Origin of the sequence: Sphingomonas lacusdianchii, from assembly GCF_022664395.1 — a bacterium.
In the GTDB taxonomy this organism is placed as follows: Bacteria; Pseudomonadota; Alphaproteobacteria; order Sphingomonadales; family Sphingomonadaceae; genus Sphingomonas; species Sphingomonas lacusdianchii.
Genome location: NZ_JAKRET010000013.1, coordinates 108,210 through 133,422 on the forward strand (window position 1 = coordinate 108,210; position 25,213 = coordinate 133,422).

The window sequence follows — 25,213 nt, forward strand, 5'->3', positions numbered from 1 at the left end:
CATCTGGGGCGCGTGCCGCTGCATCTGACCAAAGTCGCCTTCGCCATCGAATCGGTCGAACAACTCGCCGACCGGCTTGCCGTCCGCCATGCCGAGGGCGGGGCGCTGACCACGCGCTACCTGCCGAAACGCGCCGCCGAGATCGCCGGCGGATCGCTGTTCTGGATTCTCAAGCACCGGCTGGTCGCCCGTTCGCCGATCCTGGGGTTCGGCGAAGCGGAGGGTGGTCGCGTCGCGATCCATCTGGGGCCGAAGCTGGTGCTGGTCGAGGCGCGGCCGAAGCGCGCGCATCAGGGCTGGCGCTATCTGGAGGAAGCCGACGCCCCGGCCGATCTGGGCGGCGAAGGGACGGGAGCCGATGAACTGCCGCCGCGTCTCATTGGGGAGTTGATGGCGCTGGGGTTGCTGTAGCGAGAAAGGAAGATCGTTTTCACGCGAAGGCGCGAAGACGCGGAGGAGGTTGCGGCTCCCTGACGTTCCGCGTCAGCGGAACCCTTCATCCGCGTGGCCGCGATCGGGTGGTAGCCAACGCAACTCCTTCGCGTCTTCGCGCCTTCGCGTGAAACCGAATCGTCTTCTACCCCACCAACTTTGGATACGCCGCCTTAGCCGCCGCGATCTTCGGCTTGTCCCAGCGCACGATATACGGATGCGACGGGTTCCGCCGCGCGAAGTCCTGATGATAGCCTTCCGCCGGATAGAAGGCCCCCGTCTCGACCTTCGTTGCGATCGGTTTCGGAAACGCCTTCGCCCGGGTCAGTTGCGCGATATAGCGCCGCGCGACCGCAGCCTGTGCCGGGGTCTGCGGAAAGATCGCCGAGCGATAGCTGGGGCCGCGATCAGGATATTGGCCGTCGACCTGCGTCGGATCGTGGGCGACCGAGAAATAGAGCCGCAGCAGCGTGCCATAGCTGACGATCCGCGGGCATAGGTGATGCGGATCGCCTCGGCATGGCCGGTGCGTTCGGTCGATACCCGGTCGTAGGTCGCGTCGCCCTTCGCACCGCCGGCATAGCCGCTGACCACCGACTTCACGCCCTTCACCCGTTCGAACACCGCCTCCATGCCCCAGAAACAGCCACCCGCCAGTACGGCGGTGGCAAGGCCGGGGGTCGGCGGCACGTCGGTGGCGATGGCGGGGACCGGCACCGCGCGTTCGGCGGTGGCGGGCGGGATCGACAGCGCGGCGGCGATGGCGATTGCGGCGATCGACAGGGGCAGCAGGGACTTCATGACCGGTTCCTCGCAGGACGAACCGCCAGGAGATGGGGCGCGGGCGGCCGCCCCGCCAGATCAGCCGATGCGTTCGACGACGGCGGGTGCGGAACGGACCGACTTCGCATCGCTGGGATCGGCGACCTGCACCGCGACCAGCGCGACCGCGCCCAGTGCGAAGCCGCTGATGAAATGGCGAAGGAAACCGGTGCGCTTGCTCGTCATCTGCCTCATCCTCTTGCCGGACCGCGCACCCCGATGGTGCGCAGCAGCGGATCGATCGCCATCGCGGCGGACGACCCGTTCGTTCGTCGGCAAGATATAGTGGGTGGCGGTGAACCGATGCTGGCGCGCCCGTTCATCTCCTGCACAGCCTCAACCATGTTGCGCGTGCGAAATCAAGCGGCTGGAGGGGCGGGTTTCGGCAACGCTGCGTTGCAGGAACGGTGTGCGTTCGCGCCCATGCTGCTTCACCGCATACATGTCGGCATCGGCGGCGGCGATCATTGCGGCACTGTCGGTCAGGTCGCCCAGCGCGCAGCCGACGCTGATCGACACGGGCAGGTCGGCCGGCGCGATCGCCTGCATCGCGCTGCCATAGCGTGCGCCGATCGCAGCGGCGACAGCTTCGGCATCGGCCATGTCCGCGCCGGGCAGGATGCAGACGAACTCGTCGCCGCCCCAGCGAAAGATGCGGCCGTCCTGCGGCAGCGCGGCCTTGGCGGCCCGGACGAGGGCGACGAGCGCAGCGTCGCCGGTGGCATGGCCGCAGCGATCGTTGAGGATTTTGAAATGGTCGACATCGATGACCAGCGCCGCCCCGCCCCCACGCCACCGCGCGGCACGCCGGTCGAACCCCGAACGGTTCAGCGCATCGGTCAGCGGATCGCGTTCGAGCAGCGCGGTGAGCAGCTGGTGCCCACGCTCGGCCTCCATCGTCATCAACGCGATCCCGCGAAAGATGATGAACGAGATCGGCAGTGCCGTCAGCCACGCCGCGATCCCGCCATGCATGCCGGTGACGCTAATGCCGATATCGCCGCGCAGGGCCGACCACGCCCGGGCGAGGAACAGCGGCACGGTCGGCGTGAACAGCGCAACGACGATCCATGCGGTGTGGAGCGATTCGCGCCGGGCAAGCCGGATCGCGATCAGCACGATCGCCGCGTCGAATATCGACCGTATCACGCTCAGATAGGCGATCCGCATCCCCAATTCACCCGGAGCAACCGAGAAATAGAGCGGGATGCCGGCAACGAAGGCTCCCGCCAGCAACAGCCGGTTGCGACTGTCGGGATAGGCGAAGGTGCGCAGTCCGATGAAGATCGCGGCATAGGCCATGATCGCCATCGGATTGCCCAATCGGGTGATGAACTCGCCGCCGCCCAGTTCGCGGATCACCGCCCCGGCGGCGGTGATGCCGAGCAGGATATGCCCGAACCCCCACCATGCCGCACAGCTGTCGAATCGCCCCGTCGCCCACGGCACGACATGGATCAGGCCGGCAACGATCGATGCCAGCGAGACCATGACATACAGGGTTGAGAGATCGAGCAAACGGTCCTCGTCTAGCGGAACGTATGTCCCGATAGACGAGGAAGCGCTAATAGTCCGTTTATTAACGCAAATTACTTGAGCGCATCGCAGGCGGTACGGATACGCGCGCAAGCCTCGCGCAGCAATTCGTCCGACGTTGCATAGCTGATCCGCATCGCCGGCGACAGGCCGAACGCCGCGCCCTGCACCGCCGCGACCTTGGCATCCTCCAGCAGATAGCCGACGAAATCCTCGTCGGTCTCGATGCGGCGGCCGCCCGGCGTCGTCCTGCCGATCAGCCCCGACAGCTCGGGATAGACGTAGAAGGCGCCTTCGGGCGTCGGGCAGGTCACGCCCTCGATCGCGTTCAGTTCGGCAACCACCAGGTCGCGGCGACGCTGGAACGCGTCGTTGCGCTCGGCGAGGAACGACTGGTCGCCGTTCAGCGCGGCGACGGCGGCGGCCTGCGCGATCGAACAGGGGTTGCTGGTTGATTGCGACTGCAACTTGGCCATCGCCTTGATCAGCCATGCCGCACCACCCGCATAGCCGATGCGCCAGCCGGTCATCGCATAGGCCTTCGAACAGCCGTTCACGGTCAGCGTGCGATCGTAGAGCGTCGGGTTCACTTCCGCGATCGTCGCGAATTCGAAGCCGGGATAGACGATGTGTTCGTACATATCGTCGGCGAAGATCCACACATGCGGGTGCCGTTCCAGCACCTTGCCCAGCTCGCGCAGTTCGGCGCGGGTATAGCCGGCTCCCGTCGGGTTGGACGGCGAATTCAGGATCACCCACTTGGTACGCTCGGTGATCGCCGCGTCGAGCTGTTCGGGGGTGATCTTGTAATTCTGCGCCGCGCCCGCCGCGACGAACACCGGGGTGCCGCCCGCGAACTGCACGACATCGGGATAGCTGACCCAATAGGGCGCGGGCACGATCACCTCGTCGCCGGCATCGACCGTCGCGACCAGCGCGTTGAACAACGTGTGCTTGCCGCCGACATTCACGCTGATCTGGTTCGCGGCATAGGTCAGGCCGTTGTCGCGCTTGAACTTCGCGATGATCGCGTCCTTCAGTTCGGCGGTGCCGTCGACATTGGTGTATTTGGTCCTGCCGGCGCGGATCGCCTCGATCGCGGCGTCCTTGACGAAATCGGGCGTGTCGAAATCGGGTTCGCCCGCGCCCAGCCCGATCACGTCGACGCCCTGCCGCTTCAGTTCGAGCACCTTCGACGTGATGGCGAGGGTCGGCGACGGATTGATGCGGTCGAGCGCGGCGGAGGGCTTCATGGGACGTCCGATGCTGAGAAGGAACAGGTGCCGCGCCCTTAGCCGCCCCGTTCCCCGTCCGCAACCAGCCGCGCATGAATCAATCCGCGAACCGCGTTGCCGATGAAAAATCCTTGCGCGAGATCGGCGAGTGTCAGCGGCATTTCGACCGCTTCGCCGCGCGCGATCAGCTCGGCGCGCAGAACGCCCTGCAACAATCCCCGGTCGATCGGCGGGGTCAGCAACTGCCCCCCTTCCTCGCGCCGAACGAAGATCGAGGTGAAACTGCCCTCGGTCAACTCGCCGTCCGGGCGGGTGAAGATCGTTTCGAAACAGCCCGGCGGCGGTGCCGGCCAGAAGCGCCGGTCGCTGGTCTTGTAGGCGAGACGCAGGTCGGCGGCCGACAGCGGCAGGGGCGCGATCGCGACCGCCACCGGCCCGGCGGGCGGCGGCGGCAACGGCGTGACATCGACCGCGATCGCCCCCGATCGCGACAGCAGCAAGCGGATGCGCGACGGATTGCGCAGGCGAAAGGTCGCCGCCTGCAATTCGTTGCGCGTCGCATGCCGGTCGAACGCGAAACCCAGCCGCCGCGCGCTCTCGGTCAGCCGCGCGACATGGCGCTCGAGCAGCGCGATGCCGTTCAGCGGATCGAACGCCATCGTCTCGACCAGGTCGAAGCGTGCCGGCGGCAGGTCGAGGAAGCGCGCCTTGGCCAGACATTCGCACCATTCTTCGGCGGCGGACGAATCGGCGACGATCCCCGATCCCAGCCCCAGCGTCGCACGGGTCGCGCCGGCGGGGAGGTGCAGCGTCCGGATCGCGACGTTGAACGATGCGTCGCCCGCGCCGTCGATCCAGCCGATCGCCCCGGTATAGATGCCGCGTACGCGATCCTCGATCGTGTCGATCGCCTCCATCGCCCGCTTTTTGGGCGCACCGGTGATCGATCCGCACGGGAACAGCGCCGCCAGCGCATCGACCGCGGTTTTGCCCGGCGACAGTTCGGCGGTCACCGACGATACCAGCTGGTGGATGCTGGGATAGGTTTCGACAACGAATCGCTCGGGCACGCGCACGCTGCCCGCCACGCCGACGCGCGACAGGTCGTTGCGCATCAGGTCGACGATCATCAGATTCTCGGCGCGCTGCTTGGGATCGGCAGCGAGGTCGCGCGCGGCGGCGGCGTCGCGCGCCCGATCGGGATCGCGCCCGGCCGTACCCTTCATCGGCCGCGCGCTGATTCTCCGCCCCTCGACCGCAAAGAACAATTCGGGCGAGAAGGACAGGATCCAGTCGTCGCCGGTCCACACCACCGCGCCATGCCCCGCCGCCGCGCGCGGCCGGATCGCGGCATAGACGGCGAGCGGATGACCCGCGACCGGCACCGTCGCCCCGAAGGTCAGATTCGCTTGATAGAGATCGCCCGCCGCGATCAGGTCGAGGACGGTATTGCACTCCGCCGCATATCGCTCGGCGTCGATCGCCGGCTCGACCTCACCGATCCACGCACCCGCCGGGTCGGGCAGCGCAGCGGCGACATCGATCGATTCAGCCGAATCGAACACCCCGAACCACAGCAACGGCGCGGCAGCGCTGCGGGCATGCAGCCCCGGCACCAACACCGCGCCGGCTTCATAATGGAGATAGCCCGCGACCGATGCCCCTTCGGCGATCGCGCGCGACACCTCCGCCAACGCCGCCGACACCTCCGCCGCGCGATCGGCGCGGATGATGCGGATCGGTGCCTGATACAGCGTTGCCGAACCGCCCGGCCGGGCATCGTCGAACAGCACGAAAGGCCGGGTCGTATCGAACATCGCCCACGCTTGCCGCTTGCCGCGGCGCGGGGCAAGCACCGAACCGCGCTTTGTCGTTACGGCTTTCGCGGGTAAAGGCAGCGGCATGACTCCATCCCCGATCCGTGCGGCGATCATCCCGGTGACCCCGCTCCAGCAGAATTGCACGTTGTTGTGGTGTACGAAGACGATGCGCGGTGCCTTTGTCGATCCCGGCGGCGACCTGCCGCGCCTGATCGCCGCCGCCGAACAGCACGGCGTCCGGATCGAAAAGATCCTGTTGACCCACGGCCATATCGACCATTGCGGCGAGGCGAAGCCGCTGGCCGAGCAACTGGGCGTGCCGATCGAGGGACCGCATGAGGCCGACCGGTTCTGGATCGCGCGGCTGGATGAGGACGGCAAGCGCTGGGGGCTGCGCGGCGTGCCGTTCGAACCCGACCGCTGGCTGGTCGAGGGCGACACGGTGACGGTCGGCGAGGCGAGCTTCGCAGTGTACGAGACCCCGGGCCATACCCCCGGCCATGTCATCTTCCACCATGAAGACGCCAAATTCGCGCTGGTCGGCGACGTGCTGTTCCAGGGGTCGATCGGCCGTACCGACTTTCCGCTGTCGGATACGCAGGCGCTGATCGATTCGGTCGTGACCAAGCTGTGGCCGCTGGGCGAAGATGTCGCATTCGTACCCGGCCATGGTCCGGGCAGCACCTTCGGCCATGAACGCGCGACCAATCCGTTCGTCGGCGACGCGGCGCTGGCAGTCTGAGCGCGCCTGTGGCCACGGACGTCACCCCAGCGAAGGCTGGGGTCTGTCGCGGCTCCTGTTCCGTGCTATCAACGAGAGACCCCAGCCTTCGCTGGGTGACGGCGGTGGAAGCGAAATTGCGGCATCCAACCCCAACCCGAAGCTTGCAACGCCGCGCGAAAACGCTATAGGCGCGGTTCGCTTCGCGACCAGCCTGTCTGCCGGTCCGGCGGGTCGCCGGTCGCGAAAAGCGGTCGGGCACTTGCCTGGGCCGCGTCGTCAGTTGGTGGCGAAACCAAGTGATACCCAAGTTATAAAGGTGCCGAAATGGCAGTTCCCAAGAGAAAGACCACGCCCTCCAAGCGCGGTATGCGTCGCAGCCACGATTCGCTGAGCGTCGAGTCGTTCCAGGAATGCCCGAACTGCGGCGAACTGAAGCGTCCGCACAATCTGTGCAACGCCTGCGGCCATTATAACGGTCGCGAAGTCGTCTCGGTCGAAGCGTAACCGCCAGACCGGACAGGGAAGCACGCATGGCCGACGGGTCCTGGATCGCCATCGATGCGATGGGCGGTGACGAAGGGCTTGCCACCATGCTGGCGGGCGTCGCCCATGCGCGACGCCGCCACGAATCGATGCGGTTCCTGCTGGTCGGGGACGAATCGGCGATTCGTGCCGGGCTCGAATCGCACCCGAACCTGTCCGCGGCGTCGGAAATCGTCCACGCCCCCGAAGTCGTCGGATCGTCGGACAAGCCCAGCCAGGCGATCCGCCGGGCCAAGACGACATCGATGGGCGTCGCCATCGGCCTGGTGAAGCAGGGCCGTGCCGCCGCCGCGGTGTCGGCGGGCAATACCGGCGCGCTGATGGCGATGGCGAAGCTGGCGCTGCGCACCATGCCGGGCATCGATCGCCCGGCGCTGGCGGCATTGCTGCCCAGCCTTGGCGACAATGATCTGGTCATGCTCGACCTCGGCGCCAATGCCGAGTGCGATGCGCGCAACCTCGTCCAGTTCGCGGTCATGGGTGCGGCCTATGCCCGCACCGCGCTCGATCTCGAATCCCCCCGCGTCGCGTTGCTGAACATCGGCACCGAGGAGCTGAAGGGCATCGACAGCGTCCGCGAGGCGGCGGCGATCCTGCGCGCCTCGCCGCATCTGCCGATGACCTTTTCGGGCTATATCGAGGGCGATCGCCTGTCGCGTGGGCAGGTCGATGTCGTGGTGTGCGACGGTTTCTCGGGCAATATCGCGCTGAAGACCGCCGAGGGCACCGCGCGATTCGTCGCCGACCTGCTCAAGCGCGCCTTCCGGTCGTCGATTCGCTCCAAGATCGGGTTCCTGATCTCGCGCCCGGCGACCGAATTGCTCCGCCATCACCTCGACCCCAACAATCATAATGGCGCGGTCTTTCTCGGCCTCAACGGGCTGGTCGTCAAAAGCCATGGCAGCGCGAACGAGGCCGGTATTTCGAACGCGATCCAGGTCGCGGCCAAGATGGTCCGCGACGACCTGACCCGCAGCATCGCCAGCGATCTGGCGGGCATAGAGGCACGCGCGGCATGATCCGTTCGGTCGTCACCGGCACCGGTTCGGCACTGCCGGCGCAGCGCGTTTCGAACGCGGAACTCGCCGAGCGCGTCGACACCTCCGACGAATGGATCGTCGAGCGCACCGGCATCCGCTTCCGCCACATCGCCGCCGCGCATGAGACGACGGCGACCCTCGCCGCCGATGCCGCCCGCGCGGCGATCGCCGCTGCGGGGATCGAGGCGCAGGCGATCGACCTGATCGTGCTGGCCACCGCGACCCCCGACCAGACCTTCCCCGCGACCGCGACCAAGGTGCAGGCGATGCTCGGCATCGACGACTGCGTCGCGTTCGACGTGGCGGCGGTGTGTTCGGGCTTTCTCTATGCGGTGCAGGTCGCCGATGCGATGCTGCGCACCGGTGTTCACCACCGGGCACTAGTGATCGGAGCCGAGACTTTCAGCCGCCTCCTCGACTGGGAAGACCGCACGACCTGCGTCCTGTTCGGCGACGGCGCGGGTGCGATCGTGCTGGAAGGACGCGAGGCGGAGGGCGACACGCCGCGCGGCATCCTGTCGACCAGGCTTCATGCCGATGGTCGCCATAACGGCCTCCTCTATGTCGATGGCGGTCCCTCGACCACCGGCACCGTCGGCAAGCTGCGGATGAAGGGCAAGGAAGTGTTCCGCCACGCGGTGGTGAACCTCGCCAGCGTCATGGGCGAATCGCTGGAACTCGCGGGGCTTACCGCCGATGATGTCGACTGGGTCGTGCCGCATCAGGCCAATGCCCGTATCCTCGATGCGACCGCGCGCAAGCTCGGCCTCCCCCCCGAAAAGGTCGTGGTGACCGTCGACATCCACGCCAACACCTCGGCGGCGTCGGTCCCGCTGGCCCTCGACGTCGCGACGCGCGACGGCCGCATCCAGCCGGGCGACATCGTCGTGCTGGAAGCGATGGGGGGTGGTTTCACCTGGGGCGCTGCTGTAGTCCGTTGGTAATCCTTTAGTATTTTTGAATCTTCGTATACGCTGTGCTAGCGGAAGCGGCGTACACGAAAGAAGGATTTCTCCAATGGTTTCCGATGGTACGCTGACCCGCGCCGATCTCGCCGAAGAAATGCATCGTGAGATCGGTCTGTCGCGTGCCGATTCCGCGCGCGTCGTCGAACAGATTCTCGACCATATGTGCGAGGCGCTGGCGGCCGGTGAGAACGTCAAGATTTCCGGCTTCGGCAGCTTCGTGCTGCGCGACAAGGGCGAGCGGATCGGCCGCAATCCCAAGACCGGCATCGAAGTTCCGATCGCGCCGCGCCGCGTGCTCACCTTCCGCGCCAGCCAGATGATGCGCGACCGCATCGTCGCCAACTGAACGGATTCGGTTGCCACCCCCGGTCGACAAATCCGCCAATGCCTATCGCACGATCGGCGAAGTGGCGCGCGACCTGGGGGTGCCGCAGCATCGGCTGCGCTATTGGGAAGGGCGTTTCCCGCAGATCCGGCCGCTGACCCGCGCCGGCGATCGCCGCTATTATAGGCCGGAGGACGTCGCGCTGCTGCGCCGGATCCAGGCGCTGCTTGGCGAACAGGGCTATACCGTGCGCGGTGTCCAGCAATTGCTGGCGCAGGAGGCGAAGGCCCCGGCGGTACCGGTCGCGCCGATCACCCGCCGCGCCGCGCGGATCATCGAACTGCGTGCGATCCGCGCGACGCTGGCCGATGCGCTGGCGGCCGACGACTGATCCCCGTTCCACCGTACCCCGCTCTGCCGTTCGTTCCGAATAGCAGCGGAGTCTGTCGAAGCGGCGTATCGAAGGACCGTTGCCGGAGACGCTTCGATCCGGGTTTCGACTTCGCGCGGCCCCTGCCCGGCACGAACGGTGTCGATGGCCGGGGGAACATCAGCGCTCGCTCCGCCCCCTCCCTTTCCCCGACGGCCAAACCTGCTAAACCGCGCGGGCAATGAGCGTATCCGATACCGACACCTCCCCCGCCCCCTCCCGGCGGGCCCGCTTCGCCCGCATCCGGCGACGGTGGTGGTTCCGCCTGCCGGCCATTGCCCTGCTGCTGTCCGGGATCGGTGTGTTCCTCATCTGGTTGCTCCTGTGGCGGACCCTGCCGTCGGTCGATTCGCTGCGCGCCTATGAACCGCCGCTACCGACCAATGTCCGCGGGATCGGGGGCGATCCGATCCACAGCTATGCCCGCGAACGCCGGGTGCAGCTGTCCTATGCCGAATATCCGCCGCTGCTGGTCCGCGCCTTCCTCGCGGCCGAGGACCGGACGTTCTTCGAACATCACGGCGTCGACTATCCCGGCATCGCCGCCGCGATCCTCACCAATTTGCGCAACGACGGCCGCCCGATCGGCGCGTCGACGATCACGCAACAGGTCGCGAAAAACCTGCTGCTGACCAACGAGGTCAGCTATGTCCGCAAGGCGAAGGAGGCGCTGCTCGCCTATCGGATCGAGGATGCGCTGACCAAGCAGCAGATCCTCGAACTCTATCTCAACCAGATCGCGCTCGGCCGGAACGCCTTTGGCGTCGAAGCTGCGTCCCATGCCTATTTCGGCAAGGAGCTGCGCGAGCTGACCCTGCCGCAAATGGCGTATCTGGCGATCCTGCCCAAGGGGCCGTCGAACTATACGCCTGAACGTGGATATGATCGCGCGATCACCCGCCGCAACTGGGTGCTGGGCGAAATGGAGCGTAACGGCTTCATCACGCCCGCGCAGCGCGCCGCCGCCGTCGCCCAACCACTCGGCACCATCCCGCGCCAGACCCCGCGACAGGAAACCGCCGGCGGCTATTTCATCGAGGAAGTCCGCCGCCAGCTGCTCGGCCAGTTCGGCGAGAATGCGAAGGACGGCCCGTACAGCGTCTATGCCGGCGGTCTGTGGGTGCGCACCTCGCTCGACCCGAAAATTCAGCAGGATGCGCAGGACGCGCTGCGCAGCGGGCTGATCCGGTTCGATTCGGGGCGTGGCTGGTCAGGCCCGCTCAACAAGCCGCGCGCGACGATCGACGGCGACAATTGGCAGCAGGCGCTGCTCAACACCAATATCGGCGTCGATTATCAGGATTGGCAGGCGGCGATCGTCATCGACAAGGACGGCGATGCGGCGCGAATCGGCTTTGCCGATGGCCGCACCGGCACCCTGCCGCGCGGCAATGCGCAGATGCCGGTCCGCGGCGGCACCGGCAACGCCTTTGGCGCGATCCAGCGCGGCGACATCCTCGCCGTCGCGCCGGCCGGCAGCCAATGGTCGCTGCGTTCGGTCCCGCGCGTGTCGGGCGGCATGGTGGTCGAGGACCCGCGCACCGGCCGCATCCTCGCCATGCAGGGCGGGTTCGACAGCCGCATCCAGTCGTTCAACCGCGCGACGCAGGCGATGCGCCAGCCCGGATCGACCATCAAGCCGATCGTCTATGCCGCCGCGCTGGAGGCGGGGATGACCCCGGCGTCGATCATCGTCGACGGCCCGTTCTGCGTGAATCAGGGCGGGCGGCTGGGCCAGAAATGCTTCCGCAATTTCGGCGGCGGCGGTGCCGGACCGCACACCATGCGCTGGGGCATCGAACAGTCGCGCAACCTGATGACGGTGCGCGCGGCGGCCCAGACCGGCATGGACCGGGTCAACGACCTGATCCAGCGCGTCGGCATCAGCGATACGAAGTTCCCGCCCTATCTCTCCTATGCGCTGGGTGCGGGCGAGACGACCGTGCTGCGCATGGTCAACGCCTATTCGATCCTCGCCAATCAGGGCCGCGAACTGAAGCCCACCGTCATCGATTTCGTGCAGGACCGCCGCGGCAAGGTGATCCTGCCCGCCAACTGGCGTGCCTGCGACGGGTGCAACGCCCCCGATTGGGACGGCAAGCTGATGCCGCGTCCGCAAATCCGGTCGCGCCAGGTCATGGACGCGATGAGCGCCTACCAGATGGTGCATATCATGGAGGGCGTGATCCAGCGCGGCACCGCCACCACGCTCCGCGACCTGAACCGCCCGATGATGGGCAAGACCGGCACCTCGACCGGCCCCACCGACGTCTGGTTCGTCGGCGGCACGCCGCAGATGATCGCCGGGCTGTATCTCGGCTTCGACAGCCCCCGCAATCTCGGCGGCTATGCGCAGGGCGGGACGATCGCCGCGCCGATCTACAAAACCTTTGCGGTCAAGGCGTATCAGGACATGGAGGTCCTGCCCTTCCGTGCCCCCGCCGGCATCCGCATGGTCCGCATCGACCGCGCCAGCGGCCGCCCAGTCTATGGCGCATGGCCGACCACTGATCCCAAGGCGGCGGTGATCTGGGAAGCGTTCAAGCCCGAGACCGAGGCGCGCCGTGCGACTGGTCGGCTGGGCGAGGCGCGTGCGCCGGTGACCCGCGATCCGACCCGTATCGCACCGAGCCGGCAACAGGTGCAGCCGCGCGACAGCGACTTCTTGCAACGCGAAGGGGGAATCTACTAGCGCGCCGCCTATATCGGCGGCATTCCCTTCGATTCAGATTTTCCGGAGTTTTCTCATGCGCGCCGAAGCGCAAGCCCATGTAGACAAGATCAACGATGCGCTCTCGCTGCTGCGCCGCTTCCTCGATTGGGACCGCGCGCTCCGCCGGCTCGACGAGCTGAACGCGCGCGTCGAGGATCAGGCATTGTGGAACGATCCCAAGGCCGCGCAGGACGTCATGCGCGAACGCCGCCGGCTGGACGAGGCGATCACCGCCACCCGCACCATCGAGCGCGAACTGGCCGATACGGTCGAGCTGATCGAGATGGCCGAGGAGGAGGGCGATGCCGAGATGGCCGACGAAGGCGTCGCCAATCTCGCCGAACTCGCCAAACGCGCCGATCACGACAAGGTACAGGCGCTGCTGTCGGGCGAAGCCGATGCTAACGACACCTATATCGAGATCAACGCCGGTGCCGGCGGGACCGAAAGCCAGGACTGGGCCGGCATGCTGCAACGCATGTACACCCGCTGGGCCGAACGCCGCGGGATGAAGGTCGAACTGGTCGACCAGCATTCGGGCGAACAGGCCGGGATCAAGTCGGCGACGTTGCTGATCAAGGGCGAGAATGCCTACGGCTTCGCCAAGACCGAGGGCGGGGTCCACCGGCTGGTCCGCATCAGCCCCTATGACAGCGCCGCGCGCCGCCACACCTCGTTCGCGTCGATCTGGGTCTATCCGGTGATCGACGACAATATCGAGGTCGAGTACAACGAAAGCGACCTGCGCATCGATACCTATCGCGCGTCGGGCGCCGGGGGTCAGCACATCAACACCACCGATTCGGCGGTGCGCATCACCCACATCCCGACTGGCATCGTCGTCCAGTGTCAGAACCAGCGTTCGCAGCACAAGAACAAGGCCGAGGCCTATAACCAGCTCCGCGCCCGCCTCTACGAGCGCGAACTCGCGATCCGCGAGGCGGAGGCCAATGCCGAGAACGCGACCAAGACCGATATCGGCTGGGGCCACCAGATCCGGTCGTACGTGTTGCAGCCGTACCAGATGGTGAAGGACCTGCGCACCGGCGTCGTCTCGACTGCGCCGGGCGACGTGCTCGACGGCGCGCTCGACCCGTTCATGGCGGCGGCACTGTCGCAGCGCGTGACCGGTGAAAAGGTCGAAATCGAGGACGTCGACTGATGCGCCACGCGCTCCCGCTTGCGCTATTGCTATTGGCTGGCTGCGACGCGACGCAGCCGAGCGCGGTGGCCAATGGGCAGCGGGAGGAACGTCATGACTTTCCCAAGGCCGACCGGCCGGTGGCGACGATCGTGTCGGCCCGCTGGTCGACCGAGGAAGCGCGCGACCGGCTGAACGAGGCCGAACTGGTCATGGACCGCGCCGGTATCGCGTCGGGGATGACCGTCGCCGATATCGGCGCGGGCGAGGGCTATTACACCATCCGCATGGCGCAGCGCGTCGGGCCGGACGGGCGGGTGCTGGCCGAGGACATCATCCCGCAGATCCGCGACGCACTGGCGCAGCGGGTGGCGCGCGAACGGCTCGACAATGTCAGTGTGCGGCTGGGCGAACCCGACGACGCCAAGCTGCCCGCGAACAGCTTCGACCGGGTGCTGATGGTCCATATGTACCATGAGATCGCCGAGCCCTATGCGTTCCTGTGGAACCTGCGTCCGTCGCTGCGGGCCGGCGGACAGGTGGTGGTGGTCGACGCCGACCGCCCGACCCAGAATCACGGCACCCCACCCGCGCTGCTAAAGTGCGAATTCGAAGCGGTCGGGTACCGGATGGTCGAGTTGCAGAAAATGCCCTCGGCCGGCGGTTATATCGCGATGTTCACGCCCGACGGTCCACGCCCGGCGCCGGAAAAGATCGTGCCGTGCCGCGTGCCGTCACCCACGCCCAGCGCCAGCCCGAGCGGCAACCACCAGGGCTGAGGCCCTTCCCCCTTCCCCACCCGTTCGGTTCGAGCAGCTTCGAGCTTGTCAAGAAGCGTCCGTCGAGAACGGGTCGCTTGAGGCACCGCCTTCTCGACTTCGGTTCTCGACAAGCTCGAACCTCCGCTCGAAGCAAACGGGTGGGGAAGAGACGGGACAGGACAGAAAGGCCGATCCCCACCCGTTTATGCTGAGTAGAGGCTGAGCTTGTCGAAGACCCGTATCGAAGCACCTGTGGCCCCCGTCCTGCGATACGCCATTTCGACGGGCTCAATGGCACTCAGGACGAACGGGGGATGGGACCGCAACGGGGCCGTCACCCCAGCAAAACCGGCGCCAGCAACAGCAACAGCTTCACATCGACCGCCTTGCCCGCCGCCCGCTGTGCCGCGACGAACCCGGCAAGGTCCGCCAGCGCCACCCGATGGACGATGATCTCCTCCCCCGGCACCCCGCCGCCATCGCCGACCCGCGTCAGCTCGCCGGCACGGAACAGGGTGAAACTCTCCGACACCATGCCCGGCGACGAATGATATTCGCCGAGTGAGGTCATGTTGCCGGCGCGATAGCCGGTCTCTTCCTCCAGCTCGCGCGCGGCCGCCACCGCCGCCGCCTCGCGCGCGGCATCGTCGCCGACCAGCCCGGCGGGCAGTTCGATACATGCCCGCCCCAGCGGCACGCGATATTGCTCGACCAGCAGGACATGACCGTCGTCGATCGCGACGATCACCGCCGCACCGATGCCGTTCGCCCGCCCGACATATTCCCAGCGCCCGCGTCTTTTCGCGGTGATGAAGCGCCCCGCCCACATCACTTCTTCGGGAGCGTCGCTGTCGATCATCGAACTTCCTGTCATGGCCCTTGCCTGTACGCACCGTATCGAAGCACAACAGCGTCCTCAACCATGGGGAGATGGTCATGGGAATGCTCAAGGAATTCCGCACCTTCGTCGCGCGCGGCAACGTCCTCGACCTCGCGGTCGGCGTCATTATCGGCGCGGCCTTCGGCACGATCACCAAATCGCTGACCGACGACATCATCATGCCGGTGATCGGCTATCTCTTCGGCGGCTTCGATTTTTCCAGCTATTTCCTGCAACTGGGGCCCGTCCCGGCCAGCTATACCGGATCGCCCGACAATTACGCCGCGCTGAAGGCGGCGGGCGTGCCGTTGTTCGGCTATGGCGAATTCATCAGCGTGGTGATCAATTTCCTGATCCTCGCCTTCATCGTTTTCCTGCTGGTCAAGTTCGTGAACCGCGCGATCGCGGTCGTCCACGAAGAGCAGAAGACCGGCGAAGCCCCGCCCGCCGCCGATCCGGCCGATATCGCGCTGCTCCGCGAAATCCGCGACGAACTGCGCGCGGCGCGGGCAAGGGACTGATCGTCCGCCGGACGACGGCAACGGCAGGCGTCCCGAACGACTCCGGTTCGAACCGGAGATCGAGCGATCCTGACGCGCGGGGGACGCCGTTCGGTCTGGCGGACCGGCCTCCCCGATCGAAACCGACACAGCAAAACCCGCCGGTCGTCCATCGACGTCCGGCGGGTTTCGAAAGCCGCAAGCGGCACGTCCGGTCCCGATGGACCGGCGCGGCTTACTTGATCTTGGCTTCCTTGAACTCGACATGCTTGCGCACGACCGGGTCGTACTTGCGGAAGGTCAGCTTTTCGGTCTGGTTGCGCGGGTTCTTCTTGGTGACATAGAAGAAGCCGGTATCGGCCGAGCTGACGAGCTTAATCTTGACGGTGGTCGGCTTTGCCATGACCCAAAAACCCCTTGGGCCTGACGCCCGCGAATTGACAATAAAAAGCGGCCCGCCACATGGGGGCTGCTGCAAGACGTGGGCGCATGGGCCAAATGCGCGCCGGAGTCAAGGCGAGCGGTCTTCACCGGAACGTAACCAAGTCATCCTAGGTTCTGATTCAAGGCTTTGGAGGTCGGGATGCAGATCGAGGCAGCACATATCGATGCGGAACGAGCACTGCGCGTCGGATACCGCGCCTGCCCCCTTGCCGAGATCGAGGCGATTCGCGCAATCGCTACCGCCGAATCGAGCCTGCCGGCGCTGAGCGTCCTCGCCGTCGTCGATGCCGCCATCGCGCGCGGCGAACGGCGCTCGATCGGCGAATGGACCGCGCTCGCCCGCGAAGCGATGCATTGCGGCCGCAGCGACGTCGCGACGGCACAGGCCTATGCCGCGGCCTGCACGGTGCGCCTCGCCGACTGAACCGGCACGCGATGGACCCGCTCGTTCCCGCGTTCGTCGCGGTCCTGCTGGCGGGGGTGAGCGACCGCCCGCCGCTGCTCGCCGCGATCCTGTCCGACCGGCTCGGACGCGGTGCGCTATGGGGGACGATCGTCGCGCAGGCGACCGGTTTCGCGCTTGCCGCGATCGGCGGCGTGCTGGTCGCGCCGGCCCTGACACCGAACGCGCGCAACGCGATGCTCGCCCTCGCGCTGATCGCAGCGGCGACTGCCGCGCCGATCCCGGCACGGATCAAGGATCGCCTCGACAGCTGGCGGTTGCCGCCCTTCCCGACCGGGCTGTTTGGCATGGCGGTGCTGACACTGGGCGATCGCAGCCAGTTCCTCGTCTTCGCCCTCGTCGCGCGCACGCCCGATCCTGTGGCGGGCGCGATCGGTGCGTCGCTGGCAGGCGCAGTCCTCCTGCTGGCCGCGGCGACGCTGGGCGAGCGCGACTGGCAGAAACTGCCCTTCACCGCGATCCGGATCGTGGCGACGCTGCTACTCGGGCTGACCGGCGCGGTCGTCGGGCTCGGCGCGCTGCGGCTGCTGTGATCCAGCCGGACGATCACCGCGACCGGATTTTTTGACTGGAGCGTGGCGGAAAGATTCGGCAGCGCGATCGTTGCTGAACCGAACCATATCCAGCCGGAGACTTTCCCCGTGACCAATCCCGCGCTCGACACGCCGACCGACCTGCCCAACAACAAGACGGTGACCGTCGCCGATGGGCTGAACGCCGCGCTGGCCGACTGCTTCACCCTGTATCTGAAGACCAAAAATTTCCACTGGCACGTGTCCGGCCCGCATTTCCGCGACTATCACCTGATGCTCGACGATCAGGCGTCGCAGATTCTCGCCGTGACCGACGTCATTGCCGAACGCGTGCGCAAGACCGGCAACACCACGCTGCGTTCGATCGGCGACATCGCCCGCCGCGCCGCGATCAAGGACAATGACAAGGATTTCGTCAAACCCGACGACATGCTCGCCGAACTGCGCGACGATAATCTGAAGCTGGTCGAACGGCTGCGCGAGGCGCGCGAAGCGGCCGAGGACGCCGGCGATACCGCGACCAGCAGCCTCGCCGACGACTGGATCGACCAGGCCGAGGAGCGCGCCTGGTTCCTGTTCGAAGCCGCTCGCAAGGGCTGATCGGGCGTGCGGGGCGGTCCGTGCCGCCCCGCCTGTCCCGCATGAACCGATGCGCGCCTTTGCCGACCTGCTCGACCGCCTGATCTACACCCGGTCGCGCAATGCCAAGCTGGCGCTGATCGGCACCTATCTACGCGACACGCCCGATCCCGATCGCGGCTGGGCGATTGCGGCACTGACCGGCGATCTCGACCTGCCCGCAGTCAAATCGGCCACGATCCGCGCGCTCATCACCGAACGTACCGACCCGGTGCTGTTCGCGATGAGCCGCGATTTCGTCGGCGACACGGCCGAGACGGTCGCCCTTCTGTGGCCCGAACCGCCGCCCGGCGCGGTCTCCGATGCCGATCCGCTGACGCTCGATACCGTCGTCACCCGCCTCGCCAGCCTGTCGCGTTCCGATGCGCCACGCGCGCTGGCCGATATGCTCGACCGGCTCGAATCGGATGAACGTTATGCGCTGTTGAAACTGGCGACCGGGGCGTTGCGCGTCGGTGTGTCCGCCCGCCTCGCCAAGACGGCATTGGCGCAGGCCTTCGGTCTCGATGTCGATGCAGTCGAAGAAGTGTGGCACGGCCTCGCCCCGCCCTATGCCGAACTCTTCGCCTGGGCCGAGGGGCGCGGGCAACAGCCGCATGCAGCCGACCTGCCGGTGTTCCGCCCGTTCATGCTCGCCCATCCGCTCGACGACGGCGCGGTCGACCTCGCCGACTATGCCGCCGAATGGAAATGGGACGGCATCCGCGTGCAGCTGGTCCATGTCGGTGGCGAGACCCGGCTCTACAGCCGCGCGGGCGACGACATCACCGCCGCCTTTCCCGAAGTCGCCGCCGCCTTCCGCACCGCCGGCGTGCTCGACGGCGAATTGCTGGTTCGCGGCGAGGGACAGGGGGCGAGCGTCCATGAAGACGCCGGCGCCGCCAGCTTCAACGCGCTGCAACAGCGGCTGGGGCGAAAGGTCGTGTCGAAGGCGATGCTGGCCGACTATCCCGCCTTCGTCCGCCTCTACGACATTCTCTTCGACGGTGCGCAGGATCTGCGCGACCAGCCATGGACCGCGCGCCGCGCCCGGCTCGAAGCGTTCGTGCCGCAGCTCGACCCGACCGTCTTCGACCTGTCGCGCCTGATCGATGCCGCCGATTTCGATGCGCTGGCCGACATCCGCAGCGGTGCCCGCGACGCCGCGATCGAGGGCGTCATGCTCAAGCGGCGCGATTCGCCCTATGTCGCCGGGCGGCGCGTCGGGCTGTGGTATAAATGGAAACGCGACCCCCTCGTCGCCGATTGCGTGATGATGTACGCGCAGCGCGGCAGCGGAAAGCGCTCGTCCTTCTATTCCGACTATACCTTCGGCTGCTGGACTGCCGACCCAGCCGAGGGCGGCGAGCTGCTACCGGTGGGCAAGGCCTATTCGGGCTTCACCGATGCCGAACTGAAGGACCTCGACCGCTTCGTCCGCCAACATACCGTGCAGCGCTTCGGCCCGGTGCGCGAAGTCGAGAAGACATTGGTGCTGGAGGTCGCGTTCGATTCGATTCACGCCTCGAAACGCCACAAATCGGGCGTCGCGATGCGCTTCCCCCGCATCAGCCGCATCCGCACCGACAAGCCGGCGGCCGAGGCCGACCATGTCGCGACGTTATTGAAGCTGGTGAGCTAGGCGTCGGCCCATAAGTACCCTTTTACTTGCTCTTACCCCGGCGAAGGCCGGGGCCCAGTTGGTAAGGGTTCGTTGGGACTTACTACCGTTCCGTCACTGGACCCCACCCTCCGCCGGGGTACCGACCGCTGGAGGTGCCCGCACTGCCAACGGGCCTATTCCTGTCCCGCCGGCTCCAACGCGATCTCGAACAGCGTCGGCCACCATTTCCCCGTCACGAACAACCGCTTGCCCGCCGCATCCCACGCGATCCCGTTCAACACCGCTTCCGGATCGAGCGGCCCCAGTTCCGCGCGCAGCGACGCCAGATCGACCAGTCCGTCGACCGCGCCCGTCGCCGGATCGATCCGGACGATATAGTCGCGGTGCCAGATATTGCCCCACAGCTTGCCGTCGATCATCTCCAGCTCGTTGAGGTTATGCACCGGGCGGCCATTGGCGGTGATTGTCACCCGCCGCGTTTCCCGAAACGTCTTGGGGTCGAGGAAGCGCAATGTCGGCGTCCCGTCCGACAGGATCAGCGACTGGCCGTCGCTCGCCAGTCCCCAGCCCTCACCCGGATAGCGCGCGCTGCCGACCGCTTTCAGCGTCTTCGCGTTCCAACGGTGCGCGATGCCGTCTTGCCAAGTCAGGCTGACCAGCTGCTGCCCGTCGACCGCCAGCCCCTCACCGAACTGCTGCCCCGGCAGCCGGGCGCGCGCCAGCACCTTGCCATCGGTCAGGTTGACCCGCCGCACATCGGACACGCCCGGCTGTCCGGTACTTTCGAACAGGGCCCCGTCATGCCACACCAGCCCCTGGGTGAAGGCAGTGCGATCATGCGGATAGCGCGCCACGATCCGCGCGGCGATGGCTTCGACCGGCACCGGCTGCACCGACTGCACCGGCGCAGGGGTCTGGGCCGACGCGACGGCGGCAAGCGAAAGGGTTATGGGCAGGAACCAGCGGATCATGGTCGTCGTCATCCTCGCATCTGCCTTGCCGGCGCCTGAACGATCAGAACGGCACTGCCGGTCCGGCCGGCACGATCCCGGTCGGGTTGATGTCCTTGTGGCTGCGATAATAATGCGTCTTGATCTGGTCGAGGTCGATCGTCTCCGCGACGCCCGGCAGCGCCGCGATCCGTTCGGCCAGCGCGCGCAGCCGCGGATAGTCGAGCAGCCGCCGGACATTGCATTTGAAATGGCCATGATAGACCGGATCGAACCGCACCAGCGTCGTGAACAATCGGATATCGGCCTCGGTCAGCCGGTCGCCGACCAGCCATTCGCCGGTCAACCGTTCCTCCAGCCAGTCGAGCGACTCGAACAACGCCTCGACCGCTTCGTCATAGGCCGCCTGCGTCGTCGCGAAGCCCGCGCGATAGACACCGTTATTGACGGTCGCATAGACGCGTTCGTTGACCGCATCGATCTCGGTGCGCAGGTCCGGCGGATAGAAGTCGCCCGGCGTCGCGCCCAGATCGTCGAACGCAATGTTCAGCATCCGGATGATCTCCGACGATTCGTTGTTGACGATCCGCCGCTCGGCCTTGTCCCACAACACCGGCACCGTCACCTTGCCAGTCATATCGGGTTCGGCCATCGCATAAAGCTGGTGCAGATGGTCGACGCCGTTGACCGGATCGCCCGTCCCGCCGAACGCCTCGGCAAAGCTCCACCCCTGCGCGCCCATCAGCGGCCCGACCACCGTGACCGGCAGCGAATCCTCCAGTCCTTTCAGCGCCCGCACCACCAGCGTCCGATGCGCCCATGGACAGGCAAGGCTGACATAGAGATGATAGCGCCCGGCCTCGGCGGGCCAGCCGCGCTGCCCGTCCGGCCCCGCACCGCCGTCGCGCGTCAACCAGTCGCGAAACCCGCTCTCCGCCCGCTGGAAATTGCCCGACGCATCGGTCGGCGCGACCGGCGTATCGTTGGTCCAAACCCCGTGCTGCAACATGCCCATCGGCGATCCCTTCGCTGTCCGGCGATGCAACGAGCGAGGATGCGTCGGGGTTCTCGACGGTATGTCGATCGCGGGGGCGCAAACGGACGCCCAACGAGTCAGGGATTTTGGATCAGCCGCAACAACGAACTATCGGGATCGAGCAACGCGCCGATGCGCAGGCCGTTCTGCTCGCGCGCCGGTTGCAGCCGGGGAAAGCCGGTCGGTTTCTCCGCAATGCCCGCCGCCTTTGCCACCGCATAGAAAGCGTCGAGGTCATCGAGTCGCAGGCAGCTGCCATAGCCGCTCGTCGTCGGATCGAGATCGGGCCATGGGAAGAATTCGAGCTTCAGCGATCCGCGTTCGAGAATCATCCACGTCGCATCGCGCCACGTTTCGACGAAGCCGAGCGCGGCGAAGAACGCCGAGGTCACCGCAAAGTCGCGCGACGGCAAATTGGGTGTCGCCAGATCCATTCGGCCCTCCGATTCGCGCGCACGCCGCGCAAACGAAAAGAGCCGGTCACCCCTGCGAGTGACCGGCCCCTTGACTATCGCCGAAGCGCGAACCTCAAAGCTTGTTGAGGTTCACCGCGGCGTGCTTTCCGCGACGGTCGACTTCGAGTTCGAACTCGAGACGATCGCCTTCGTTGAGCGTCGGCAGACCCGCACGCTCGACGGCCGAGATGTGGACGAATGCGTCCGGCTGGCCATCGTCGCGCTGGATGAAGCCGAAGCCCTTCATCGCGTTGAAGAACTTCACGACGCCGCTCGCGCGCTCGCCGGTCAGCTGCCGCTGCGGGCCGCCCATGCCGCCACCACGCGGGCCGGCATCACGCGGTTCGCGCGGAGCGCCGCCGCCGGTGACCGGCATCGGTTCGCCGTCGATCTTCAGGTCGGTCGCCGAAATGCGGCCGCCACGATCGACGAGGGTGAAGCCCATCGGCTGACCTTCGGCCAGCGCGCTCAGCCCGGCCTGTTCGACGGCCGAGATGTGGACGAACACGTCTTCGCCGCCGTCATCACGGACCACGAAACCGAAGCCCTTCTGCGCGTTGAAGAACTTGACCACGCCGGTCGCTTCGCCGACGACCTGCGGCGGCATGCCGCGGCCACCGCCGCTGCCGCCACCAAAGCCGCCACCGCCGCCGCCGAAGCCGCCGCCACCGCCGCCACGGAAACCACCGCCGCCGCCGCCGAAGCCGCCACCGCCGCCGCCACGATCACCGTAGCTGCTGCCGCCGCCGAAGCCGCCGCCACCGAATCCACCGCCGCCGAAGCCACCGCGATCGCCGCCGAAGCCGCCGCCGCCGTAGCTGCTGCCACCTTCGTCACCAAAACCGTCGCGCTTGTCCCTGCCGCGCCCACCGCGCTCGCCGCGCCGTCCTCGATCGAAACTCATTGCCCTGTTCGTCTTCCCGGTTCGCCCAACTTCATTCTAAACCCAAGCGCCGAGCGAAAAACGCAGGTGTCCGGGCACCGCCAAACCGGGTGCCACAGCCCTGCCATAGCGTAAAAGCGCGCGGCCCCAAACGAATTTCGCCGTTGCAATCGTTCCGGTGGCCGCGAACCTCGCGATTATCTTGCGGTTATGTGGCGAAGACGGCACAGAATCCTCGCATGGACACCATCTTGGCGCTTGTTGCCGATCCGACTGCCTGGGCAGCCTTTTTCACGCTGGTCGTGCTCGAAGTCGTGCTCGGCATCGACAATCTCATCTTCATTTCGATTCTGTCGAACAAGTTGCCGGCGCATCAGCAACAACTGGCGCGGCGAATCGGTATCGGTCTCGCGCTGGTCATGCGACTGTTGCTGCTGTCGATGATCGCCTTCATCGTCTCGCTCACCAACCCGGTATTCGACCTCGGCATTCAGGGGCGGCCCGACGGCTATGGCCGCCCGAGCTTCGAGACCGCATTCTCGTGGCGCGACCTGATCCTGATCGTCGGCGGGCTGTTCCTCGTGTGGAAGGCGACCAAGGAAATCCATCACACGATGGACGACGAACCGACCGGTGAGGCACTCGACAAACAGGGCAAGACCGCCTTGTCGTTCGGATCGGCGATCGCGCAGATCGTCGCGCTCGACATGGTGTTCTCGATCGATTCGATCCTGACCGCGGTCGGCATGACCGACGAAGTCCCGATCATGATGGCGGCGGTGATCGTGACCGTCGGCATCATGCTGGTCGCCGCCGATCCGCTGGCGCGCTTCATCAACGCGAACCCGACCGTGGTCATGCTGGCGCTCGGCTTCTTGCTGATGATCGGCGCGGTGCTCATCGCCGATGGCTTCGGCGTGCATGTGCCCAAGGGCTATATCTACGCCGCCATGGCCTTTTCGGCCGGGGTCGAGACGCTCAACATCGTTTCGCGGCGATCCAAGGCAAAGAAGCGAGCGGCGCGAGAGACCATTGAGCGAGCCCCCGCCAACCGCTAGGCGCATTCGATGACCGTTTATTTCCACGAAGAAGACCTGCCCGAAGGCGTCTTCGCCCCCGGCGCCGATATCGCCGTCGATACCGAGACGATGGGCCTCATCACTCCGCGCGACCGGCTGTGCGTCGTGCAGTTGTCGGACGGCGGCGAGGACCAGCATCTCGTCCGCTTCAACCCCGGCAGCGACTATGCCGCCCCGAATCTGAAGGCGGTGCTTGCCGATCCGGCGCGGGTGAAGCTCTATCATTTCGGCCGGTTTGACCTCGCCGCGATCCAGCATTACCTCGGCGTCACCGCCGGCCCGGTATTCTGCACCAAGATCGCGTCGCGGCTGGTCCGCACCTATACCGACCGCCACGGGCTGAAGGAACTGGTCCGCGAACTGCTCGGGCAGGAACTGTCGAAGCAGCAGCAATCGTCCGACTGGGGCGGTCCGGTGCTGTCCGATGCGCAGCGCGACTATGCCGCCTCCGACGTCCGCTTCCTCCACGCGCTGCGCGAGGAACTGAGCAAGCGGCTGGCGCGCGAAGGCCGCACCCATCTGGCGCAGGCCTGTTTCGATTTCCTGCCGCATCGCGCCGCCCTCGATCTCGCCGGCTGGCCCGAGACCGATATCTTCGCGCACATGTAAGGGACGACGATGTCGGAAATCGCCCGCCAGGAACGCTCGCGCCGGCAACGCCGTGCCGCGCCCGGCAGCGCGCATGACCGATCGATTGCCGTGCTGATGGTCGCGCTGCCGATCGGCATCGGCGTGCTGGCGGCGTTTCTGGTGATGGCGCCGCTGTTCATGCGCGGCGATACCAGCTTCGTGCTCGACAAGAACAAGGTCGATGTCGCGCAGGAACGGATGCGGCTGCGCGCGGCCGAATATCGCGGACAGGATGCCAAGGGCCAGCCTTTCGTCATCGATGCCGGGTCGGCGGTGCAGAAAAGCTCGGCCGAACCGATCGTGCAGTTGCAGGAACTGGCCGCCGCCATCCGCCTGCCCGACGGCCCCGCCCGCCTGACCGCACCCAGCGGCCGCTACGACATGCGCGACGAACAGGTCGATGTGAACGGCCCGATCCGCTTCCGCGCGGCGGACGGCTATACGCTCGACACCAACGACGCGACCGTCGACCTGAAGACCCGCCGCCTGCAAAGCGGCAGCGCGGTGACCGGCACGACGGCGATGGGCACGTTCAGCGGCGACCGGCTCGATGCCGATCTGGAGTCGCGCACCGTGCGGCTGACCGGCAATGCCCGCTTGCGTATCGACCCGGCACGCACGAAATAGC

At 66.7% G+C, this 25,213-nt stretch carries 28 protein-coding genes and 1 pseudogene; 18 read left to right on the top strand and 11 right to left on the bottom strand.

Annotation, left to right across the window (positions count from 1 at the left end; all coding sequences use genetic code 11):
• The first annotated feature begins 12 nt into the window (after positions 1 to 12).
• A complete protein-coding gene (locus tag MF607_RS16810; RefSeq protein ID WP_242120924.1) occupies positions 13 to 411 on the top strand; it encodes a DUF1489 family protein in 399 nt (132 codons plus the stop codon).
• A 166-nt stretch (positions 412 to 577) separates the two neighbouring features.
• Here MF607_RS16810 and msrA read toward each other — a convergent pair.
• The 5 genes and pseudogenes from msrA to pabB all read right to left on the bottom strand — a co-directional run bounded on the left by msrA (position 578) and on the right by pabB (position 5,842).
• Positions 578 to 1,233 (bottom strand): annotated as a pseudogene (gene msrA, locus MF607_RS16815) (peptide-methionine (S)-S-oxide reductase MsrA).
• Between the two features lie 60 nt (positions 1,234 to 1,293).
• On the bottom strand, positions 1,294 to 1,440 hold the full coding sequence (locus tag MF607_RS16820) for a hypothetical protein (RefSeq protein ID WP_242120926.1): 147 nt from the start codon (positions 1,438 to 1,440) through the stop codon (positions 1,294 to 1,296).
• 150 nt (positions 1,441 to 1,590) lie between these two features.
• Positions 1,591 to 2,772 (bottom strand): GGDEF domain-containing protein, encoded by a 1,182-nt coding sequence (locus MF607_RS16825; RefSeq protein WP_242120928.1) that lies wholly within the window; start codon positions 2,770 to 2,772, stop codon positions 1,591 to 1,593.
• A 71-nt stretch (positions 2,773 to 2,843) separates the two neighbouring features.
• Complete coding sequence (locus MF607_RS16830; protein WP_242120930.1) at positions 2,844 to 4,043, bottom strand: pyridoxal phosphate-dependent aminotransferase; 1,200 nt, start codon at positions 4,041 to 4,043, stop codon at positions 2,844 to 2,846.
• Between the two features lie 38 nt (positions 4,044 to 4,081).
• Positions 4,082 to 5,842, bottom strand: a complete 1,761-nt coding sequence (pabB, locus tag MF607_RS16835) for an aminodeoxychorismate synthase component I (protein ID WP_242120932.1) — start codon at positions 5,840 to 5,842, stop codon at positions 4,082 to 4,084.
• A gap of 85 nt (positions 5,843 to 5,927) precedes the next feature.
• On the opposite strand from pabB, the gene MF607_RS16840 reads away from it, so the two are divergent.
• From MF607_RS16840 to MF607_RS16880, 9 genes are all read left to right on the top strand, one after another.
• Positions 5,928 to 6,587 carry an MBL fold metallo-hydrolase gene (locus MF607_RS16840; RefSeq protein ID WP_242120934.1) on the top strand — a complete coding sequence of 220 codons (660 nt, stop codon included), beginning with the start codon at positions 5,928 to 5,930 and terminating at the stop codon, positions 6,585 to 6,587.
• Positions 6,588 to 6,893: 306 nt separating this feature from the next.
• On the top strand, positions 6,894 to 7,073 hold the full coding sequence (rpmF, locus tag MF607_RS16845; RefSeq protein ID WP_110153286.1) for a 50S ribosomal protein L32: 180 nt from the start codon (positions 6,894 to 6,896) through the stop codon (positions 7,071 to 7,073).
• A gap of 26 nt (positions 7,074 to 7,099) precedes the next feature.
• On the top strand, positions 7,100 to 8,131 hold the full coding sequence (plsX, locus tag MF607_RS16850; RefSeq protein WP_242120936.1) for a phosphate acyltransferase PlsX: 1,032 nt from the start codon (positions 7,100 to 7,102) through the stop codon (positions 8,129 to 8,131).
• Entirely contained in the window at positions 8,128 to 9,096 is a 969-nt protein-coding gene (locus MF607_RS16855; RefSeq protein ID WP_242120938.1) for a beta-ketoacyl-ACP synthase III, read from the top strand. Before plsX ends, MF607_RS16855 begins: the two co-directional genes overlap by 4 nt.
• 64 nt (positions 9,097 to 9,160) lie before the next feature.
• On the top strand, positions 9,161 to 9,466 hold the full coding sequence (locus MF607_RS16860; RefSeq protein ID WP_465168718.1) for an integration host factor subunit alpha: 306 nt from the start codon (positions 9,161 to 9,163) through the stop codon (positions 9,464 to 9,466).
• A 10-nt stretch (positions 9,467 to 9,476) separates the two neighbouring features.
• Positions 9,477 to 9,836, top strand: coding sequence for a MerR family transcriptional regulator (locus MF607_RS16865; RefSeq protein WP_242120941.1), 360 nt, complete (start codon positions 9,477 to 9,479; stop codon positions 9,834 to 9,836).
• Positions 9,837 to 10,056: 220 nt separating this feature from the next.
• Positions 10,057 to 12,567 (top strand): penicillin-binding protein 1A, encoded by a 2,511-nt coding sequence (locus MF607_RS16870; RefSeq protein ID WP_242120944.1) that lies wholly within the window; start codon positions 10,057 to 10,059, stop codon positions 12,565 to 12,567.
• 55 nt (positions 12,568 to 12,622) lie between these two features.
• Entirely contained in the window at positions 12,623 to 13,750 is a 1,128-nt protein-coding gene (gene prfB, locus MF607_RS16875; RefSeq protein ID WP_242120946.1) for a peptide chain release factor 2, read from the top strand.
• Entirely contained in the window at positions 13,750 to 14,508 is a 759-nt protein-coding gene (locus MF607_RS16880) for a class I SAM-dependent methyltransferase (RefSeq protein ID WP_242120948.1), read from the top strand. Before prfB ends, MF607_RS16880 begins: the two co-directional genes overlap by 1 nt.
• 316 nt (positions 14,509 to 14,824) lie before the next feature.
• Here the strand turns inward: MF607_RS16880 and MF607_RS16885 are convergent, their stop codons facing one another.
• Positions 14,825 to 15,349: an NUDIX hydrolase gene (locus MF607_RS16885; RefSeq protein ID WP_242120950.1), complete on the bottom strand. Its 525-nt coding sequence runs from the start codon at positions 15,347 to 15,349 to the stop codon at positions 14,825 to 14,827.
• A gap of 77 nt (positions 15,350 to 15,426) precedes the next feature.
• Here MF607_RS16885 and mscL point away from each other — a divergent pair, with 77 nt between their 5' ends.
• Complete coding sequence (mscL, locus tag MF607_RS16890; protein WP_242120952.1) at positions 15,427 to 15,891, top strand: large conductance mechanosensitive channel protein MscL; 465 nt, start codon at positions 15,427 to 15,429, stop codon at positions 15,889 to 15,891.
• 214 nt (positions 15,892 to 16,105) lie between these two features.
• Here the strand turns inward: mscL and rpmG are convergent, their stop codons facing one another.
• Positions 16,106 to 16,273 carry a 50S ribosomal protein L33 gene (gene rpmG / locus MF607_RS16895; protein ID WP_055757016.1) on the bottom strand — a complete coding sequence of 56 codons (168 nt, stop codon included), beginning with the start codon at positions 16,271 to 16,273 and terminating at the stop codon, positions 16,106 to 16,108.
• 180 nt (positions 16,274 to 16,453) lie between these two features.
• Here rpmG and MF607_RS16900 point away from each other — a divergent pair, with 180 nt between their 5' ends.
• The 4 genes from MF607_RS16900 (at position 16,454) to MF607_RS16915 (ending at position 19,570) form a co-directional block, all read left to right on the top strand.
• Positions 16,454 to 16,738: a hypothetical protein gene (locus MF607_RS16900; protein ID WP_242120953.1), complete on the top strand. Its 285-nt coding sequence runs from the start codon at positions 16,454 to 16,456 to the stop codon at positions 16,736 to 16,738.
• 11 nt (positions 16,739 to 16,749) lie between these two features.
• The gene (locus tag MF607_RS16905; protein WP_242120956.1) at positions 16,750 to 17,310 is read left to right on the top strand and encodes a TMEM165/GDT1 family protein; all 561 of its coding nucleotides are present in this window, start codon (positions 16,750 to 16,752) and stop codon (positions 17,308 to 17,310) included.
• Between the two features lie 108 nt (positions 17,311 to 17,418).
• Positions 17,419 to 17,910: a Dps family protein gene (locus tag MF607_RS16910; protein WP_056502844.1), complete on the top strand. Its 492-nt coding sequence runs from the start codon at positions 17,419 to 17,421 to the stop codon at positions 17,908 to 17,910.
• A 49-nt stretch (positions 17,911 to 17,959) separates the two neighbouring features.
• Complete coding sequence (locus MF607_RS16915; RefSeq protein WP_242120958.1) at positions 17,960 to 19,570, top strand: cisplatin damage response ATP-dependent DNA ligase; 1,611 nt, start codon at positions 17,960 to 17,962, stop codon at positions 19,568 to 19,570.
• A 155-nt stretch (positions 19,571 to 19,725) separates the two neighbouring features.
• On the opposite strand, the gene MF607_RS16920 is transcribed toward MF607_RS16915, so the two are convergent.
• The 4 genes from MF607_RS16920 to MF607_RS22775 form a co-directional block, all read right to left on the bottom strand.
• Positions 19,726 to 20,535, bottom strand: a complete 810-nt coding sequence (locus MF607_RS16920) for a glutaminyl-peptide cyclotransferase (RefSeq protein ID WP_242120960.1) — start codon at positions 20,533 to 20,535, stop codon at positions 19,726 to 19,728.
• Positions 20,536 to 20,566: 31 nt separating this feature from the next.
• Entirely contained in the window at positions 20,567 to 21,517 is a 951-nt protein-coding gene (locus MF607_RS16925) for a glutathione S-transferase family protein (protein WP_242120962.1), read from the bottom strand.
• A gap of 98 nt (positions 21,518 to 21,615) precedes the next feature.
• On the bottom strand, positions 21,616 to 21,972 hold the full coding sequence (locus MF607_RS16930; protein WP_242120964.1) for a bleomycin resistance protein: 357 nt from the start codon (positions 21,970 to 21,972) through the stop codon (positions 21,616 to 21,618).
• A 94-nt stretch (positions 21,973 to 22,066) separates the two neighbouring features.
• A complete protein-coding gene (locus MF607_RS22775; RefSeq protein WP_277925962.1) occupies positions 22,067 to 22,897 on the bottom strand; it encodes a cold-shock protein in 831 nt (276 codons plus the stop codon).
• Positions 22,898 to 23,115: 218 nt separating this feature from the next.
• Here MF607_RS22775 and MF607_RS16945 point away from each other — a divergent pair, with 218 nt between their 5' ends.
• Genes MF607_RS16945 through lptC form a run of 3 tightly spaced genes read left to right on the top strand, consistent with a single transcriptional unit; the run spans position 23,116 to position 25,212 of the window.
• Complete coding sequence (locus MF607_RS16945; protein WP_242120965.1) at positions 23,116 to 23,934, top strand: TerC family protein; 819 nt, start codon at positions 23,116 to 23,118, stop codon at positions 23,932 to 23,934.
• 9 nt (positions 23,935 to 23,943) lie between these two features.
• On the top strand, positions 23,944 to 24,564 hold the full coding sequence (locus MF607_RS16950) for a ribonuclease D (protein ID WP_242120967.1): 621 nt from the start codon (positions 23,944 to 23,946) through the stop codon (positions 24,562 to 24,564).
• A 9-nt stretch (positions 24,565 to 24,573) separates the two neighbouring features.
• The gene (gene lptC, locus MF607_RS16955) at positions 24,574 to 25,212 is read left to right on the top strand and encodes an LPS export ABC transporter periplasmic protein LptC (protein ID WP_242120970.1); all 639 of its coding nucleotides are present in this window, start codon (positions 24,574 to 24,576) and stop codon (positions 25,210 to 25,212) included.
• Position 25,213: the final 1 nt, after the last annotated feature.

Excerpts from the sequence above, each read along its gene's own strand:
- MF607_RS16820 (WP_242120926.1), bottom strand. The coding sequence starts at position 1,440 with ATGACGAGCAAGCGCACCGGTTTCCTTCGCCATTTCATCAGCGGCTTC.
- MF607_RS16830 (WP_242120930.1), bottom strand. The coding sequence starts at position 4,043 with ATGAAGCCCTCCGCCGCGCTCGACCGCATCAATCCGTCGCCGACCCTC.
- pabB (WP_242120932.1), bottom strand. The coding sequence starts at position 5,842 with ATGTTCGATACGACCCGGCCTTTCGTGCTGTTCGACGATGCCCGGCCG.
- MF607_RS16840 (WP_242120934.1), top strand. The coding sequence starts at position 5,928 with ATGACTCCATCCCCGATCCGTGCGGCGATCATCCCGGTGACCCCGCTC.
- rpmF (WP_110153286.1), top strand. The coding sequence starts at position 6,894 with ATGGCAGTTCCCAAGAGAAAGACCACGCCCTCCAAGCGCGGTATGCGT.
- plsX (WP_242120936.1), top strand. The coding sequence starts at position 7,100 with ATGGCCGACGGGTCCTGGATCGCCATCGATGCGATGGGCGGTGACGAA.
- MF607_RS16855 (WP_242120938.1), top strand. The coding sequence starts at position 8,128 with ATGATCCGTTCGGTCGTCACCGGCACCGGTTCGGCACTGCCGGCGCAG.
- MF607_RS16870 (WP_242120944.1), top strand. The coding sequence starts at position 10,057 with ATGAGCGTATCCGATACCGACACCTCCCCCGCCCCCTCCCGGCGGGCC.
- prfB (WP_242120946.1), top strand. The coding sequence starts at position 12,623 with ATGCGCGCCGAAGCGCAAGCCCATGTAGACAAGATCAACGATGCGCTC.
- MF607_RS16880 (WP_242120948.1), top strand. The coding sequence starts at position 13,750 with ATGCGCCACGCGCTCCCGCTTGCGCTATTGCTATTGGCTGGCTGCGAC.
- MF607_RS16885 (WP_242120950.1), bottom strand. The coding sequence starts at position 15,349 with ATGATCGACAGCGACGCTCCCGAAGAAGTGATGTGGGCGGGGCGCTTC.
- mscL (WP_242120952.1), top strand. The coding sequence starts at position 15,427 with ATGGGAATGCTCAAGGAATTCCGCACCTTCGTCGCGCGCGGCAACGTC.
- rpmG (WP_055757016.1), bottom strand. The coding sequence starts at position 16,273 with ATGGCAAAGCCGACCACCGTCAAGATTAAGCTCGTCAGCTCGGCCGAT.
- MF607_RS16900 (WP_242120953.1), top strand. The coding sequence starts at position 16,454 with ATGCAGATCGAGGCAGCACATATCGATGCGGAACGAGCACTGCGCGTC.
- MF607_RS16905 (WP_242120956.1), top strand. The coding sequence starts at position 16,750 with ATGGACCCGCTCGTTCCCGCGTTCGTCGCGGTCCTGCTGGCGGGGGTG.
- MF607_RS16915 (WP_242120958.1), top strand. The coding sequence starts at position 17,960 with ATGCGCGCCTTTGCCGACCTGCTCGACCGCCTGATCTACACCCGGTCG.
- MF607_RS16920 (WP_242120960.1), bottom strand. The coding sequence starts at position 20,535 with ATGACGACGACCATGATCCGCTGGTTCCTGCCCATAACCCTTTCGCTT.
- MF607_RS16925 (WP_242120962.1), bottom strand. The coding sequence starts at position 21,517 with ATGGGCATGTTGCAGCACGGGGTTTGGACCAACGATACGCCGGTCGCG.
- MF607_RS16930 (WP_242120964.1), bottom strand. The coding sequence starts at position 21,972 with ATGGATCTGGCGACACCCAATTTGCCGTCGCGCGACTTTGCGGTGACC.
- MF607_RS22775 (WP_277925962.1), bottom strand. The coding sequence starts at position 22,897 with ATGAGTTTCGATCGAGGACGGCGCGGCGAGCGCGGTGGGCGCGGCAGG.
- MF607_RS16945 (WP_242120965.1), top strand. The coding sequence starts at position 23,116 with ATGGACACCATCTTGGCGCTTGTTGCCGATCCGACTGCCTGGGCAGCC.
- MF607_RS16950 (WP_242120967.1), top strand. The coding sequence starts at position 23,944 with ATGACCGTTTATTTCCACGAAGAAGACCTGCCCGAAGGCGTCTTCGCC.
- lptC (WP_242120970.1), top strand. The coding sequence starts at position 24,574 with ATGTCGGAAATCGCCCGCCAGGAACGCTCGCGCCGGCAACGCCGTGCC.